General features: G+C 61.3%; 10 protein-coding genes and 2 tRNA genes. 11 read left to right on the plus strand and 1 reads right to left on the minus strand.

Annotated features, from left to right (window positions below; genetic code table 11):
- Positions 1-185: 185 nt before the first annotated feature.
- The 4 genes from tnpA (at position 186) to VXJ24_RS09970 (ending at position 6,802) form a co-directional block, all read left to right on the plus strand.
- Complete coding sequence (tnpA, locus tag VXJ24_RS09955) at positions 186-584, plus strand: IS200/IS605 family transposase (RefSeq protein WP_330972791.1); 399 nt, start codon at positions 186-188, stop codon at positions 582-584.
- A gap of 1 nt (position 585) precedes the next feature.
- Positions 586-1,482: a transposase gene (locus VXJ24_RS09960; protein ID WP_330972768.1), complete on the plus strand. Its 897-nt coding sequence runs from the start codon at positions 586-588 to the stop codon at positions 1,480-1,482.
- Complete coding sequence (locus VXJ24_RS09965) at positions 1,483-1,773, plus strand: zinc ribbon domain-containing protein (RefSeq protein ID WP_330972769.1); 291 nt, start codon at positions 1,483-1,485, stop codon at positions 1,771-1,773.
- Between the two features lie 256 nt (positions 1,774-2,029).
- Positions 2,030-6,802 (plus strand): M28 family peptidase, encoded by a 4,773-nt coding sequence (locus tag VXJ24_RS09970; RefSeq protein WP_330972770.1) that lies wholly within the window; start codon positions 2,030-2,032, stop codon positions 6,800-6,802.
- 78 nt (positions 6,803-6,880) lie between these two features.
- Here VXJ24_RS09970 and VXJ24_RS09975 read toward each other — a convergent pair whose 3' ends face one another.
- The gene (locus VXJ24_RS09975) at positions 6,881-9,763 is read right to left on the minus strand and encodes a VaFE repeat-containing surface-anchored protein (RefSeq protein WP_330972771.1); all 2,883 of its coding nucleotides are present in this window, start codon (positions 9,761-9,763) and stop codon (positions 6,881-6,883) included.
- 404 nt (positions 9,764-10,167) lie between these two features.
- On the opposite strand from VXJ24_RS09975, the gene VXJ24_RS09980 reads away from it, so the two are divergent.
- From VXJ24_RS09980 to argH, 7 genes are all read left to right on the plus strand, one after another.
- Positions 10,168-10,242, plus strand: a tRNA-Gly gene (locus tag VXJ24_RS09980).
- 52 nt (positions 10,243-10,294) lie between these two features.
- Entirely contained in the window at positions 10,295-10,798 is a 504-nt protein-coding gene (locus VXJ24_RS09985) for a hypothetical protein (protein ID WP_330972772.1), read from the plus strand.
- A 45-nt stretch (positions 10,799-10,843) separates the two neighbouring features.
- Complete coding sequence (locus tag VXJ24_RS09990) at positions 10,844-12,121, plus strand: aminopeptidase (RefSeq protein ID WP_330972773.1); 1,278 nt, start codon at positions 10,844-10,846, stop codon at positions 12,119-12,121.
- 117 nt (positions 12,122-12,238) lie between these two features.
- A tRNA-Lys gene (locus tag VXJ24_RS09995) sits at positions 12,239-12,314 on the plus strand.
- A gap of 66 nt (positions 12,315-12,380) precedes the next feature.
- Positions 12,381-13,271 (plus strand): hypothetical protein, encoded by an 891-nt coding sequence (locus VXJ24_RS10000; RefSeq protein ID WP_330972774.1) that lies wholly within the window; start codon positions 12,381-12,383, stop codon positions 13,269-13,271.
- A gap of 406 nt (positions 13,272-13,677) precedes the next feature.
- Positions 13,678-14,907, plus strand: coding sequence for an argininosuccinate synthase (locus VXJ24_RS10005; RefSeq protein WP_330972775.1), 1,230 nt, complete (start codon positions 13,678-13,680; stop codon positions 14,905-14,907).
- A 226-nt stretch (positions 14,908-15,133) separates the two neighbouring features.
- On the plus strand, positions 15,134-16,537 hold the full coding sequence (argH, locus tag VXJ24_RS10010) for an argininosuccinate lyase (RefSeq protein WP_330972776.1): 1,404 nt from the start codon (positions 15,134-15,136) through the stop codon (positions 16,535-16,537).
- The last annotated feature ends 26 nt before the right edge of the window (positions 16,538-16,563 follow it).

A 16,563-nucleotide genomic window follows, 5' to 3' on the forward strand; every position in this document is an offset into this window, starting at 1 on the left:
CAGCTTCTTCCTGCACGTCGTCTGGCCGGCCTCTCCGGCCACCACCGCACAGGTTCCGCCATCCATCCGCACATGTACAGCTGACTTCCGGAACCGTTCGTATGAAGTCTGTAATTGAGCGAACCGTGGGGATATAAGGCGCGTCCGGCGAAGCCGGATTGTTAGACAGCTGCACGTGGTATACTCTGCTCATGGAGTACAAGAGCAACAGAAACGTCGTCTACAGCTGCAAGTACCACGTGGTCTTCTGCCCGAAGTACCGCAGGCGCGTGCTCGTGGACGGCGTGGACGAGCGCTTCAAGGAGATCGCCCGGCAGGTTGCCGACGAGATGCGCTTCGAGATAATCGAGATGGAGGTCATGCCCGACCACGTGCACATGCTCCTGGAGGTCGACCCGCAGCTGGGGATCCACAAGGCCGTCAAGCGCATCAAGGGCAGGACGAGCCACGACCTTCGCGAGGAGTTCCCTTGGCTCAAGAAGCGCATACCGTCGCTGTGGACGAACAGCTATTTCGTCTCCACCGTCGGCGGCGCGCCGCTTTCCATCGTGAAGCAGTACATCGAAAGCCAGAAGAGGATCTAGCTTGGGCGTCTCGATGGCATACGAGGTCAGGATCTACCCCAGCGCTTCCCAGCGCGCGCAGATAGAGCGCACGTTCGGAGCTGTGCGGTGGGTCTACAACAAGTGCCTCGAGACGTGCAGGGACGCCTACGGGGAGACGGGCAAGTCGCCGACAAGGTGGCGGCTCGACAAGATGCTGCCCGGCTGGAAGGCCGAGTTCCCATGGCTCAAGGAAGCCGATTCGACGGCTCTGCAAAGCGCGGTGCAAGACCTGTCGCGCGCCTACGACAACTTCTTCCGTCGTTGCAAGACGGGCGGCGCGCCCGGATATCCGCGGTTCAAATCGAAGCGGGATGTGCGGCAGAGTTACCGCTCGAAGCGCGTCGGCGGCAACGTCGCAGTTCCGGATGCCCGCCATGTGAAGCTCCCGAAGCTCGGGCTGGTGAAGGCACGGGTGAGCAGGCCTGTCGAGGGCCGCATCCTGTCAGCCACCGTGAAGCGCGTCCCGTCCGGCAAGTACTTCTGCGTGCTCTCGGTCGCTGACGCGCCCGTGGCCCCGATGCCGGAGGGAGCGGTGCCCGTGATGGGCGTAGACGCGGGCGTTGCCAGCCTCGCCGCGCTCAGCACGGGCGAGAAGGTCGCCAACCCGAAGGCGCTCGCTAGATCGGAGGCCAAGCTCGCCCGCGAGCAGCGCCGCCTCTCCCGCAAGAGAAAGGGATCCAAGAGGCGCGCCAAGCAGCGCATCAAGGTCGCCCGCGTGCACGAGAGGATAGCCGACCAGCGCAAGGACGCCCTGCACAAGGCCGCCACGAGGATAGTCCGCGAGAGCCAAGCGGTCGCCGTGGAGGACCTGGGCGTGCGGGGCATGGAGCGAAACCGCCACCTCGCGAAGGCGGTGGCCGACGCCTCGATGTCGTAGATGATCAGGCAGCTCGGGTACAAGTGCGCCTGGCACGGGCGGACATTTGTCAAGGTGTCGCGCTGGTACCCGTCGAGCAAGACCTGCTCGGCGTGCGGGTATGTGCTCGGGGAGCTGCCGCTCTCGATTCGCTCGTGGGAGTGCCCGGCGTGCGGGACGCGCCACGACCGCGACGTGAACGCGGCGGCCAACATCGCGGCAGAAGGTGCGAGGATGCTATCGGAAGGTACCGCAGGGCTTGCGGGAACCTCGGGCGCGGATGCGACCGGAACGCTCGTGGAGCAGGCGTAAGACCCGCCTCCCCCGCAAGGGGAAGGAAGGCTATCTGCGACGAAGCGAGAATCCCCCGGATTTATCCGTGGGGAGTGTCAAGGCAAAGGCCCTCTCTTGGTACGGATGAGCCCTGCTTTCATGGTCTTTGGGGTACATGCAGCGATACCGTTTTTCTCTTGTACGGTGCTGCGTCGGGAAAAGCGGGAATGCTAGACGTATACTCAATCTGACTGTTTCGTTTTGATATGACCCGCATGGCAGGTGGAGCATACATATGTCCAAGACGCACGAATATCTGAACTACCTGGATGAGCAGATAGGCATCGCGCCGGCTAACAGCCAGGAGGAGCTGCAGGCTGCCCAGACCATCTCTGAGGTCATGGCAGACCATGGGGTGAACCCTGAGATCGAGGAATTCAGCACGCCGACAGGAGCCCAGACCGCAAAGTCGGTCGTCACTCTTGCCATGCTCCTCGGCCTCATCTTTGCAGGCTTCGGCGGCATCATCGGCTTTGTCGGTGTCGTTGTCGCAATCGCCTGCGCTGTCCTGCTCCTCATGATCCATGCAGGGCGCACGCCGTTTGCGAAGATGGGCCCTGTCGTCCAGAGCCAGAATGTCGTCGCCTTCCATGCCCAGACCGGCTCCAAGGTCATGAAGGGCAACCGTCCCATCATCATCGTCGCCCACTATGACACGCCGCGTGTCAACCCGATGGTTGCGAACAAGGGGATGGCACGCTTCTATGCCCGTGCCTATGCTATCCGCGTCTATTGCCTCTACGGCGTTGCGATCGCCTCCTTCGTGCAGCTCCTCGGCTTCCTTCCGCCTGTTGTGAGAAGGGTCTTCTGGTTCCTTGGCATCCTCGCCGCCCTGGTCCCTGCCCTTCTTGCTATCTCCGATATCGCAACCCGCTTCGGCGACTGCACGGATGGCGCGAATGACAACAAGGCTGCTGTCGCAGCTCTCCTCTCCATCCTCAACAATGTCCGTCCTGGCGCAGATGTCGCACTCGACGCAGAGGCTGTGCGCCTGCAGCAGGAGGAAGAGGAGCGTGCGCGCGAGGCAGCACGCCGAGCCCGCGAAGAGGAGGAGGCAGCAGCCGCTGCCGCCGAGGCAGAGGCGAAGGCCAAGGCCGAAGCGGAGCGCCTTGCCCGCTACAAGAGGCATGGCAAGGTGACCATCGAGGCGCTGGGCATGCTTCCTGCAGGCTGCCCGATTGTCTACGAGGATCCGCATGTTGAGCTCGAGCCGAAGGAACAGAAGGAAGAGACCGCCGAGACACCTGCTTCCACAGAGCCTGAAAGCAATGAGGCAGTGCCCGAAGAGGCAGCAGCTGCTCCGGCACCGGAGGCCGCCGAGGCCGAGCCTGAGAAGGCTGGGGCTCCTGCAGAAGAGGAGAAGCCTGCCGACAAGACACTGAAGAAGCCTTCGATCGGAGGCCTCTTCAGCCGTGTCCGCCATTCGCTCGAGAGCGATAAGGGCTACGACGACGAAGAGCCGAAGCCTGAACCTGCCGATGAAGATGCTGCAGACAAGACACTTGTCCGTCCGAAGGAAGAGGAAGCTCCTGCTGCTGAAGAGGCACCTGCTTCCGAAGAGCCGGAAGACGACGAGGCAACGACGACCTTCGAGAGGCTGCCGGAAGATCTCGGCGAGACGCCTGTCCAGGCGCCAATCGAGACCGAGAGCGTCTACAAGCCTGCCGAGTCCGAAGAGAGCCCCTATCAGGGGCAGACCTTCGCAGACCGCCAGAAGCGCCTCTGGCCGAAGGTCATGGATGCCGAGTGGGAGCCAATCGATACGGTGACGCCTGCCGGCATGGCACCGGACGAACCGCCCTCGGCAGCAACGTCTGTCGGCGAGCCAAGGCCGAGAAGCGAAGCTTCCGATGCAGGCGAGAAGAAGGATGAGGAAGGGGAGAGCGGAGACGGCGACGTTCCGCTTGCGGAGCCCGAGACGGGCGACACCCCTGAGGAAGAGAATATAGAGGCACCTGAGCCGGAAGCACCAGCCCCGGCGGAGGAGCCTGCTGCTGCAGAAGAGCCCGCTCCTGAAGAGGCAGACGATGAGACGGCTGAGGCTCCGGCTCCTGTCGAGCCCGAACCAGAGGCGGCTGTCCCGGCAGAGCCTGAGGCACCAGCTGCTGCAGAGCCTGCTCCGGCTCCGGCACATGCGGATGAAGCCGAGTATCTGGCACACCGCTCCGAAGACATAGCATCCTATGTCGATTCCATCTTCGCCGAAGAGATACAGGCAGCACAGGGCCTGGGCACAGACCATGCACCGGCCCCTTTGGAAGCGCCCGCTGCTCCTGCTGCACAGGAGCCAGAGCCCGCACCGGCAAAGCCTGGCCCCGATGATTCTGCTGTCATGGCAGCGCTTGCCTCTCTCGACACCATGCCTCAGGCGAAGGACTATGCACCTGCCGCCGAAGAGGCAGCTGCACCAGAGCCCGAAACTCCTGCTCCGCGCAATCTCGGCAAGCACCTTGCAGACATCACGCCGGCTGTCGATCTCGCCGACATAAAGGATGTCTCATCTCCTGAAGAGGATGCTTCTGAGGTTCCCGAGCCAGCCGAGCCTGTGGCTGAGGAGAGCGTGTCTGAGCCTGAGAGCGAAGAGCCCGTCCACGCTTCGTGGGAAGAGGACCCCTTCGCACATATATCCAAGTCAACGCCTGTCGATGCTGTCTTCGAAGAGATAGAAGAGGAGGCAGAAGAAGAGGCGCTTTCTGACTACGCTCCTGAAGAGGAGACGGCTGAGACGTCCGAGGCCGATACCGAGGAGGAGGCCGAAGAGCCTCAGGCAGCCCCTCCTGAAGAAGTGCCTGTCCAGCCGGAAGAGGATGAGCCTGCGGCACTGGAATCTGAGCCCGAGCCATCTGCACCGGCATTCGAGCCTGAACCTGCTGAGGCAGAAGAGATGCCGGCAGAGCCTGAGGCTTCTGTTCCTGAAGATGATGGGGAAGCTGCTCCTGAAGATGCAGCGTCGCAGTCCGATGCATCCGATGCCGCTCCGATCGTGAACGAAGAGCCCGAAGGCCATCCGGAGGAGGCTGCTGCCGAAGAGAGCGAACCCGAAGCAGAGACTCATAAGGAAGAGCCCGCGGCTGAGCGGCAGGAAGATGCAGAGGAAGATCCCTCTGCACCCGATGAGATGGATTATCCGCCCAAGGCGCCCCGACCCCTCTATCCTTCCGTCATGGACGCCGAGGCGATAGAGGTCATCGAAGAGGAGCCAGAGCCTGTCGAGGAACCGGAACCTGAAGAGGCCGAACAGCCTGAGGAGGCTGCCGCCACAGAGCCAGTCCCCGAAGCCGAAGCGGAATCTGAATCCGCACCGGAGCCGGAGTCAGAAGCAGTCTCTGAAGAGGAGCCTGAAGAGACATACGAGCCAGAGCCAGAATCTGAGCCGGCAGCCGTTTCCGAACCGGAGGCGGAGCCTGCAGAGGCACCTCAGCCTGAAGCAGAAGAGGCTTCCGAAGCAGGGCCGGAGCCTGAGCCTGTGCTCCCTGCAGAAGAGCCCGCACCTGTCCAGGAGGCAGAGCCGGAAGCAGAGGCTGCGCCTGCTCCGATCGAGGAAGAAGCTGCAGAGCCGGAAGACGCAGCGGGCGACACCGCTGCCATGCCCGTTTCTGTGCCTGAACCTGAGATGAGCGAAGAAGAGCCAGCGCCTGCGGCTCCGGTTGCAGAGGAGCCTGCAGAGGAAGATGTCGCCGCAGCTGAATCCGAAGAGCCCGCTTCTGAGCCTGCCGAAGAGGCAGCTGCTCCTGCAGAAGAGACCACTAAGGCGGAGGAGACGGATGCTCCTGTGCTGCCCCAGAACTTCCAGCTCGATATGGACGATGTGACACCCGAAGATCCTGACATCGCGCCGAAGGATCTCTCCGGCGTCGTCACGGAAGCTGAGGATATGGAAGAGCCTGAGCCGGCACCCCGCGAGAAGCCTCAGATGCCGGACGATCCCGAGTGGGGCAAGACAAGCTTCAAGCCTGCCATCTCCCAGATGGCCCGCCGCGTCATCCTGAACGACCTTCCCGATCCCTCGCAGCACTCGATCGATCCGTTCGGATCCGGAAGCATTGCCAGCCAGCCCATGCAGATACCCGAAGGACAGCAATCCATGCCGAAGAAGCCAGAACAGGGGACATTCGATGTGATCACGCCGGAGTCGCTCGACCGTATCGCGAAAGAGTCGCATCAGGAGAAGAAGCATCATCACTTCGGCCGCCATGGCGGGAAGGGTCGCCACTTCACCGAGGCTCCTGTCCGAGAAGACCATGAGACCGGCATCCACGGCAGCACCTCTGCCCGTCCTCACCATGGCTCGAACCATGGCTGGAAGGGCGGCGCTACGCCGAAGGACGAGCTGCGTCTCCCGCAGCTCGATCTTGCGGATGATGGTCCGGAGTCCCATGGCTATGAGCTCGATCCTGAAAGAGCGGAAGCCGTGCGTGCGCAGGCAGCAGCGGATGCAGCTGCCCAGGCCCAGGCCGAAGCAGAGGCCAGGGCTCAGGCTGCAGAGCAGGAAGCAGCAGCACGGAGCCAGCAGGTCTCCGAAGAGGAGCTCCGTGACGCGGTCCTTTCCATGAACGACGAGGACCTCATCAGCCACGACATCTGGTTCGTCGCAACAGGTGCCTCCGAGCTCGACCATGCCGGCATCAAGGCCTTCCTCGATGCCCACAAGCAGGATATCCGCGGCGCCTTCCTGATCGATCTTGACTGCGTCGGCGCAGGAGACCCGACCGTGCTTGTGGAAGAGGGGCATGACAATCCGAAGCGCGCCGACCGCCGTCTCGTGCGCATGTTCCAGAACATCGCACAGGACTTCGGCCTCCCGCTTGGCAGGGCCCGCTACAGCATCGGCGAGACCGATGCGACCACCGCGCTCCGTCGCCATATCCGCTCCGTCACGATCATGGGCATGGACGAGAATGGCCTGCCGGCCTTCTCCCACACGCTCGATGATGTTCCGGAGAACGTGAATGGCGACCAGGTGGCAGATATCGTCGAGATGGTGACAGAGCTCATCCGCCAGTCCTGATGCATGCGCTGAAGAGACACGAAGAAGGCGGCCGGGATTTCCTGGCCGCCTTCTCTCATGACGCATGCCTTTTAGCTGCTAGTGTCTCGAGCGGACCCAGATGCCTCCGACAAGCGCTGCGATGCCCGCCAGGGCAAAGGCTCCCCAGGCAACAGAGGAAGTGTCGCTCGTGTCAGGCACGCCCGTTTCCTCGAAGACGACTGTCTGGCCCTCGTCGTGGATGTCTTCATGCTTTCCGACGACATGCCCCTTGTGCGTGAGCTCCTCGAAGACGACGATCTTCGTGCCTGCGAGGTTCTGTGCATTGAACTCTATCGGCACATCGACCGTACCATCTTCGGATTCGGGCACGAAGTCCTTCGTGAACGTGATGGTCTCGCCGGCGGAGTTCACAAGCGCCCCTCCGTCATTCCCCTTGCTGTCGACGACGTGGAGCGTTGCGGTGAGCGTGTAGGTCTCGTTCGGGATGAGTCCCGTGTAGGAGACGGTATCGGTGAGCTCTGCGGCATCGGCTGCCTTGAGCGTATGGCTGCCGGATCCGCTTTCGGCTGCCGTCGTGTGGAGCTCGGAGAAGCGCACGCTCTGCCCCTCGTCCTCTATGTCAGCGTGCACGGCAATCTCCTTGCCTTCTTCCTTGAGGCTTTCGAAGGCGACAATGCGCTTCACGCTCGAGGGAAGACCTGTGATGGTGAAGGTGACCTCCGTCGTGCCGCTCTCGGAGGCTGGCGTGAAGCTCGTCGTGACAGGCTCTGCATAGGGCAGCGCCTCTCCGGTGTCGTGGTCCATGAGGGTGCCGGTGAGCTCATAGGTCTTGCCGGGCTCGAGGTTCGCATAGGCGACCGTATCGACGAGCGTGAAGGTCTCGTCCGTTGCTGGCACGATGTGCTCGCCCTCCTCATCTGTGAGTGTCGTCTCGATATGCGGACCCTCTTCGTTCGTGACGGTGCCAAGATGCACGCCGAAGGCATCGCGCGTGATTGTTGCCTCGAAGCTCACGAGCTTCTTGCCTGCGTTGGCAGGAGAGGAGAGCTCTTCGATCGTATAGACGTCGTAGGGGAGTGCCCCCTTGCTGTCGTCTGGATCGGAGGATCCATCCTTCGTGCCAGCGAACCAGATGCCGGCATCGCGCACAATCTTCGTATCGTCGAATGTTCCGTCATCCTTCACGGCTGCATCGTTGGCATTCGTGCTCTGGGTATGCGGGTACTGGGCAGCCGCGGTATCGAGGATGCCATTGGCATCGGTCACGGCGATATGCCATTCTCCTGTCGTCTTGGACGCGATCTTGAAGGGGATATCGGCCATCCTCGCCGAGGTCGTGCCATCCTCCTTCACGAACGAGAGGTCGCCTCGCTTGACCTGGTCTGCGCAGGCGTCGTCTCCCTGAAGCTCCAAGATCTTGCCGTCCTCGGTGATGGAGACGGTCTTCTCCCAGTCGCTGTTGAGAAGATAGCCCTCAGGTGCCTTTGTCTCATGCACGGTATAGGTGCCGAAGGGGAGGGCATCCGCTGCCGTGGCAGCGCGTCCCGTGCTGTCGGTCTCGATGGCGGCGACCGCCTCGCCCGGGGCATAGCTCGTGCCTCCGACGACGACCGCATGCCTGCTTGCATTCACGATCTCGAAGACAGCGCCAGAAAGCACCGCCTTGCCCTTGGGAGAGGCGCTCTTCGATTCGGCATCGACCTTCTGGACAGCAATGCCGCCACGCATGACCTCTTCCTCGACGGTAGCTGGCTGGAGTATGGTGGCGCCTGTCGGAGCAGAATCGTCTGCCGCAATCCTGAACTCCTGGCGGCTGTTTCCAGGAAGACGGTAGCCTGAAGGTGCCTTCGTCTCCTCGACGACGAGCGTGCCGAGAGGAAGGACGATGGTGCCATCCTGCTTCCTGTACCAGTCATCGCCTGAAACCTTGTGGGCATCATCGAGCCTTGCTATGCCGTCCGCATCGCAGCGGATGGTCCAGGTCCGCTCCGGTGTGCCAGAGGTATCGGTCCCTTCCGGATAGAACGTTGCCGTGAACTCGGCGCCTTCGAAGGTGGCGTCGCCTTCAGCCTCGCCTCCCGTCTCTGCATCCTGCTTCTTTATCAGGATGTCAGGCACGCTGTAGCGGGGCTGCTCAGGAACCTCGGTATGGATCTCCTGGCCTCCTGCCATCGCGATCTCGAGGACATCCTGGCTCACGAGGAAGCCCTTCGGTGCCTTCTTCTCCTTCAGGTAGTACGTGCCTTCGGCGACAAGGCCGGTCTTGCCATTGCCTTCGGCGTCGGTCGTGAAGCTCTCGACCTCCTGCGTGCAGGCCTGGTCGAGATAGAGGCCGAATTCCGCTCCTTCGAGCGAATAGCCGGTGCCGGAGACCGAGACGAGCGTCTCTGCACTCTGCTTCGTGACAGCAAGCGATCCATAGGGCGGGATTGCGATGATGTTCTGCCTTCCGCCATTGGGCGAGACCCAGAACTTCGCGACATGGTCCCAGCTGCCTGCTTCCCCGTCATGTGTATGTGCTTCCTGCGCAAGCGTCCAGGCGAGGTCTGCCTGCTCCTGCGTGCAGCTGTTGACAGTAAGGCCACGTCTTTCCTCATAGCGGTCCTTCGTGAGGTCGCCCTGATACATCCAGATCGCTGCCTGCGAGACCGTGGCTGCGCCCTTCGCATCGAGCGTCTGGCCGCTGAAGGTGCTGTTCAGAGGGTAGCAGTGGGCAATGAGCCAGGAGAGACCATGCGGATCTCCTCGGAGCGTCCCCAAGTCCATCTCGCTTACCCAATGCCATTCCGTATAGGTGCCTTGAGGCCCTGCCTTCTCGGCCTGCGCACAGTAGCCGCGGCTGCCGTCCGAGCCATAGAAATCGGTGATCAGGTTCGTCGGGTCATAGTTCCAGGTGACGCTTCCGGAATAGGCCTTGGCTGCCTTCGGATTCATGAGCCCGATCACGAGGGCTGCCATAGCAAGGCAGGCCGCGAGCATGGCAGTGCGTACAAGCTGCCGCCTCCCCGCATGTCCGGTCCCTCTTGCACGTGTCCTGGACCTGCGGAGCCATCCCGTCTCTCTGTTCTGCGTTTCTGGCACTTCCGGATGGGGCCTTTGTCTGTTCCTGTGCACAGCTATCTCCTTCCGCTCGGCTGTTCCGGGGAGCGGAAAGCGTAGCGGGCACGTCTTGCAGGAATGCATGCCTGAGAAGGCAGGGATGTCGCAGGTCTCTGACGGGAGCAGATGAGCTCGCAGGCAGGACGTCTGACAAGGAAGGATGCCTTTCTCCTGCCCAGGTGTGTCCTCCATCCAATCTCCTCCGAGGAGCTTTCTGTCTGCCTTGCGTCCGCTTTTCGGAGTGGCCGGCCCGAGATGGCTGTGCTATCATTCATCCAGCACATGCGGGCATCGCCAAGTGGTAAGGCAACGGCTTCCCAAGCCGTCATCCGCGGGTTCGAATCCCGTTGCCCGCTCCAGAGCTACTGACGGGCCCTTTCGAGGGCCTTTTTCGTAAAACGGAGGCATCTCGTGGCGAGGATGTTGGTGAATCTCGGCAAGGACTTCGTCGAGGCTGTCGAGTCATGGATCGACGACTCCGGCAAGCTCGATCTGCCGCAGCAGGTGAAGCCCGAAGCGCTCCTCAAGCTTGCGCAGGAGATCTGCCGCGACGACCTCGACTACTTCGAATCGGCTGAGATGCTCGTCTGGGAGGTTGCCCGCCACGAGGGCTTCGTCATTCCTGACTACCCCCTTGCCAGCAACTCCGAGGTCAAGGCCTTCCTGAAGGAGTATGATGCCCGCGATGTCGCGGACTGGTACCAGAAGCGCGGCGTCCTGCGCTCGAGCTACGACCAGTTCTGGAAGAGCTCCGCGCTCATGGCGAGGAACAGGACCTTCTGGCGCAAGGTCATCGTCTTCCCGAAGTCCGATATGGATGATGCGAATCTTCTGGCCCGCGATTTGTGTGTCGCGGTGACGTTCTGCATGGGTAAAGAAGACGGTGAGAGAGACTCCAGGCTCTTCTCCATCTAGGACCTGGAGACACAATATAAAAGCTTCAACAGAAAAGGTGCTTCTATGCCGCTACCTATGACGGATGAGGAGTGCGTCGCTGGCATGCGCCGCCTCCAGCCCCAGATTGCCCGCTATGCCAAGCTGCTTGTCCAGCAGGGCGTGAACCTCCAGAAAGGCCAGGAGCTCGTGGTCGAGTGCCCGATCGAGCGTGCCGACTTCTGCCGGCAGCTTGTGGCTACAGCCTATGAGTGCGGCGCTTCCCATGTGACAGTCCTCTGGGCAGACGATGAGACGAAGCGTCTCGAATACGAGCATGTCGGACTCGACTGGTTCGAGCATGTCCCGTCCTGGAAGAAGGAGCAGCTGAACTCCCTTGCCGAGGCAGGTGCTGCCTTCCTCTTCATAGAAGGCCAGGATCCCGAAGCCTTCAAGGGAATCGATCCGGCAAAGCCTGCCGCCGCATCGCGTGCCGCCCATATCGAGCTCAAGGCATTCCGTGACGGGATGGACTTCGGCAGGAACACCTGGTGCATCGCTGGTGCCCCGATTGCATCCTGGGCGCACAAGGTCTTCCCCGACCTCAGCGAGAACGAGGCGACCTATCGTCTCTGGGAGGCAATCCTTCAGGTGAGCCGCGCTTCGGGTGAAGACCCGCGCGAAGCCTGGGAGACGCACAATGCGGCTTTCGAGAAGAACAAGCGCTTCCTGAACGAGCATCACTTCGACCGCCTGCACTACCGCTCGCAGAATGGCACCGACCTCACGGTCGGCATGACTCCCCGCCATATCTGGAAGGGCGGTGCAGCCCGTACGGTCAAGGGCCTGCCCTATTTCCCGAACATCCCGACCGAAGAGGTCTTCACCTCGCCTGACCGCATGAGGGTTGACGGCATCGTGCATTCGGCGCTGCCGCTGGTGCATGCTGGATCGGTCGTCCGCGACTTCTGGTTTCGCTTCGAAGGCGGCAAGGTCGTGGAGTATGACGCAGCGCAGGGCAAGGATGTGCTGAAGCATATCCTCGAGATAGACGAGAATGCCTGCCGGCTCGGAGAGTGCGCCCTCATCAGCAAGAACACGCCGATCAGGGAGTCGGGCATCCTCTTCTATGACACGCTCTACGACGAGAATGCCTCCTGCCATCTGGCGCTCGGCATCGGCTTCCCGGAGTGCTACGAAGGCGGCTTCTCGATGTCCGAGCAGGAGCTCCTCCATGCCGGCGTGAACCAGAGCCACACCCACGTCGATTTCATGATTGGCACGGAGGACATGGATATCACCGGCATCACGGCATCGGGCGAAGAGATTCCCATCTTTGTGAATGGTCAATGGGCCTGGGAGTAGCAGCCTCTTTGGTGATAGGATAGGACGACGCATCTGGAAGCAGCCCAATTGCCGAATTGGGTGCCGGCGGCAAGCCTCATGCCGGTACAATGGAGCTCGCAGATGCCACAGAAGCCTGCACCGTTAGCTCAGCTGGTAGAGCAGGGGACTTTTAATCCCAAGGTCGAGGGTTCGAGACCCTCACGGTGCACCACTTGAAATGCAGGCAGGTAGAGGCTATGCCTCCGCCTGCCTTTTTTGGTATCCGAGGAGGACCACCGTGGCAGAAACGCAGCACGTATCGAAGCACATGAAGAAGACTGCAGCCAAAGAGGATGCAGCAGAGGACGACACAGACAAGACCCAGGTGGCACCGGCGGGGAAGGCTGCCAGAAGCGCAGCTCCTCAAGGCACGGCTCCCGGCACGACCGCACCGCATGCCCCTGTGGCAGAGCCCCTGAACCACGCCGTCGGCTACAAGCCGATCTCTCCCTATGAGCCGCGCCAGGTGAACGTCCCCGACAGCCGCCGAAAGAAGCACCATCCAATCCGCAACATCTTCCTTCTGCTCCTTGTTGCCGTGCTGGTCCTTGCAGGCTTTGCGGCAGAGAGCATGATAAGGATCTCGAAGACAGTGGGATCTGCCGAGGCTTCAGCGACGCAGCTCGAGACGGCTGCCTCTGCAGGAGACCTCACGGGTGCAAGAAGCGCCCTTTCGAGCCTTGCCTCCGATATGGACGAGCTCTCGTCCGAGTCCGACGAATGGATCTGGTCGCTTGTCGAGAAGGTTCCCTATATCGGGACCGATGTCACCTCGGCCAAGACCATGGTGAGCGCGATGGAGAAGGTCAATACGCAGGCCCTCCAGCCGGTCCTGGCAGAATACGACAAGGCGACAGCCACCGATGCAACAGCTGAGGACCGCATCCAGGCAGCGTCCGACCTTGCTGCAAGCCTTGAGAGCGCGCAGACGATCCTCGAGGAGGGGAGAAGCGAGATTGCCTCTGCTCCTTCCTCACATATCGATGCCTTGCGCGACCTGCAGACGAAGCTCGAGAGCAGCCTTTCTGCGGTCGACTCGAATCTGCAGACGCTCAACAGCGCGGTATCTGCGGCATCCGACGCCGCTTCGCTTCTGGCATCTGCCCTCTCTGCGGCGGGCCTTTCGTAATCATTGTGTTTCAATCTGATGGCAAATGCACCTCGCGGGACTTCCGCGGGGTGCATTGTCCTATAGTTCAGCTCAACAGCACACAGAGGGTGTGCAAGCTGCAGCCGCAGGCATGGTGCCTGCGCCACTCGCTTATGAGGAGGCCACGCAATGAAGCGTACGTTCGCACATAGGAACATGTTCGATGCGAACGAGGTGGCCTGCCGACGTCAGGGACGACGAATCACGCTGCGATGACACGTGGCGGCAGTCCCGCTTAAGCGATTTTCCAAAGCTTAAACCTGACTTCGCCCGGCATCGCCGGGCATTTTTGGCGCAAAAATGCCTGATGAGATATACAAGCGCCCTGGCTTATGTGCCAGAACCGTTCTGTTTGCCATTCAATTGAATTGAGGAGCTGGAAATCATGGCAGAAAAAGAGAAGGTCGTACTTGCATACTCGGGCGGACTCGATACTTCCGTCATCGTCAAGTGGCTGCAGATAGAGAAGAACATGGACGTCATCGCAATCTGCGGCAACGTCGGCCAGGACGAGAAGGACCTTTCCTGGATCAAGCAGAAGGCACTCGATATGGGCGCCATCGCCTCTGAGGCCATCGATATGCGCGAGGAGTACGCAGAGACGATCCTGTCGAAGGCCATCTGGGCAAACGGCAAGTACGAGGGCATCTACCCGCTGCTTTCCGCACTCTCCCGCCCCATCATCTCCAAGCATCTCGTCGAGATTGCCCACAAGTACGGCGCAAAGTACATCGCCCACGGCTGCACCGGCAAGGGCAATGACCAGGTCCGTTTCGAGACAAGCATCCGTGCCCTCGACCCGACGCTCGAAATCATCGCTCCTGTCCGTGAGTGGGACCTCACGACCCGCGACTCCGAGATGGAGTGGGCAGCTGCCCACGGCGTGCCCGTGCCTACGACCCACAAGAAGCCGTACTCCATCGACGACAACCTCTGGGGCCGCGCTATCGAGTGCGGCGTCCTCGAGGACACCTGGAACCAGCCACCTGCGGACATCTGGACGATGACAAAGAACCCGGAGGACTGCCCTGCAGATCCTGAGACTGTCGTCATCGGCTTCGAGAAGGGCGTGCCCGTCTCGATCAACGGCGAGAAGATGTCTCTTCTCGACTGCATCATCAAGGCAAACGAGATTGCCGGCCGCAACGGCTTTGGCCGCATCGATATGATCGAGGACCGTGTTGTCGGCATCAAGAGCCGTGAGTGCTATGAGTGCCCGGCAGCGCTTCTCCTCATCCAGGCACACCAGTCCCTCGAGACCCTCTGCCTCGACGCCGAGACGCTGAAGCAGAAGGCAAAGCTCGATGTCGAGTGGGCCTCCACGGTCTATCGTGGTCTCTGGTACTCCCAGAACCGCAAGGCAATCGATGCCTACAACGCCTACACGCAGCAGTATGTGACGGGCGAGGTCCGCATCAAGCTCTGCAAGGGCGGCCTCTTCGTCGACGGCCTGCGTTCGCCGTACAGCCTCTATGACTACAACCTGGCTACCTACGACGAGGGTGATACCTTCGATCACACCGCATCCAAGGGCTTCATCATCATCCACGGCCTGCAGTCGAAGACCTGGTCCCGTGTCCAGGGCCCGGGCTCTGGCCTCCAGGATGGCGAGTAGCTTTCTGGCGCTCGCCTCATAGCGCGACTCGGTGCCGCTGCCAGGGCATGCCCGGCAGCGGCATTTTCGTCTCGGCGAGCCGCAGGCTCGATTGCGCGAGATGCGGACGGCCATTTGTGATTCTGGCATGTTGCCAGCCTTCTCATAAGTGGTGCAGAAGGTCCGCTGCAAGGCAGCTCCGTGGCATACTTGAAGTGTCGACAGAAGAAGAGGGAGGAGCTCATCCATGGCTCTCTGGGGTGGCAGGTTCGAGAAGGGCGTCGATGCCTTCACGCAGGAATTCGGTGCATCGCTCGAGGTGGACAAGGCGATGGCGCAGCAGGATATCAGGGCATCACGTGCCCATGCGAAGATGCTTGCCCGCCAGGGCATCATCTCGGATGAGGACCAGAAGGCAATCGATGCCGGCCTCGAGAAGATTGCAGGTGAAATCAAGGACGGCACCTTCGAGTGGGATGTGAACGACGAAGACATCCACATGGCGGTCGAGTCGAAGCTCACGAAGATGGTGGGAGCCCCGGGGGCGCGTCTCCATACCGGGCGCTCGAGGAACGACCAGGTGGCTGTCGATATCCGCCTTCTTGCGAAGGACCTCTCCCGCGATCTCATGCAGGGAAACCTCGAGCTCAGGGGCGTGCTTCTGGATCTTGCAAAGAAGTATGAGGGCATCGTGCTTCCGGGATACACGCATCTCCAGCATGCACAGCCCGTCCAGCTCTCTCACCATCTTCTGGCCTACTTCTGGATGTTTGGCCGCGACTATGTGCGCCTGAAGGCTGCCTATGACGGAGCAGACGCCAATCCGCTCGGTGCTGCCGCCCTTGCGGGCACGACGTATCCTCTCGACCGTGCCTATACCTCGGAGCTCCTGGGCTTTGCCACGACGATTCCGAACTCGCTCGATGCAGTCTCTGACAGGGACTATCTGCTCGATCTCGAGTACGCCTGCTCCGTCTCGATGATGCATCTCTCCCGTCTCTGCGAAGAGATCGTGCTCTGGAGCTCGACTGAGTTCGGCTTCATCACGCTCTCCGATTCCTACTCCACGGGCTCCTCGATCATGCCGCAGAAGAAGAATCCCGACTTCGCCGAGCTTACCCGTGGAAAGTGCGGCCGCGTCTTGGGCGACCTCATGGCCCTTCTCACGACGATGAAGGGACTCCCGCTTGCCTACAACAAGGACCTCCAGGAGTGCAAGGAAGGTCCGCTCGATGCCGCAAAGACGCTCTCTGACTGCATGCAGATCGCTTCCGGCATGCTCGAGACCATGCAGGTGAACAAGGACAGGATGCTCGACGAGGCAGGCAAGGGCTTCACTGCCGCTACCGATGTGGCCGACTACCTCGCAAAGAAGGGCGTGCCGTTCCGCGAGGCACACCGCATCGTGGGCGAGCTCGTGCTCTATTGCGAGCAGCACGGCAAGGGCCTGGAAGACCTCGCGGCTGCAGAATTCAAGGCAGCAAGTCCGCTTTTCGAGGACGATATCGCACGCGACCTCGACCCTGCGGCCATTGCCTACGCAAGGAACACCTACGGCGGCACCGGTAAGAAGGCCGTGGCCGCACAGCTCGAGGAGGCAGCGGCACGCCTTGCTGCCGACAAGGAGAAGCTGCCGCAAGAGGCCAAGTAGCCATATTCCATGAGTCGTTCTTGTAG

The sequence above is a fragment of the Olsenella kribbiana genome (assembly GCF_036408795.1).
GTDB lineage: Bacteria > Actinomycetota > Coriobacteriia > Coriobacteriales > Atopobiaceae > Olsenella_L > Olsenella_L kribbiana.

What these genes read in the sequence shown, in the direction of transcription:
- argH (WP_330972776.1), top strand. Translation starts at nt 15,134, where the DNA reads ATGGCTCTCTGGGGTGGCAGGTTCGAGAAGGGCGTCGATGCCTTCACG.
- VXJ24_RS09965 (WP_330972769.1), top strand. Translation starts at nt 1,483, where the DNA reads ATGATCAGGCAGCTCGGGTACAAGTGCGCCTGGCACGGGCGGACATTT.
- VXJ24_RS09975 (WP_330972771.1), bottom strand. Translation starts at nt 9,763, where the DNA reads ATGCTCGCGGCCTGCCTTGCTATGGCAGCCCTCGTGATCGGGCTCATG.
- VXJ24_RS10005 (WP_330972775.1), top strand. Translation starts at nt 13,678, where the DNA reads ATGGCAGAAAAAGAGAAGGTCGTACTTGCATACTCGGGCGGACTCGAT.
- VXJ24_RS09990 (WP_330972773.1), top strand. Translation starts at nt 10,844, where the DNA reads ATGCCGCTACCTATGACGGATGAGGAGTGCGTCGCTGGCATGCGCCGC.
- VXJ24_RS09970 (WP_330972770.1), top strand. Translation starts at nt 2,030, where the DNA reads ATGTCCAAGACGCACGAATATCTGAACTACCTGGATGAGCAGATAGGC.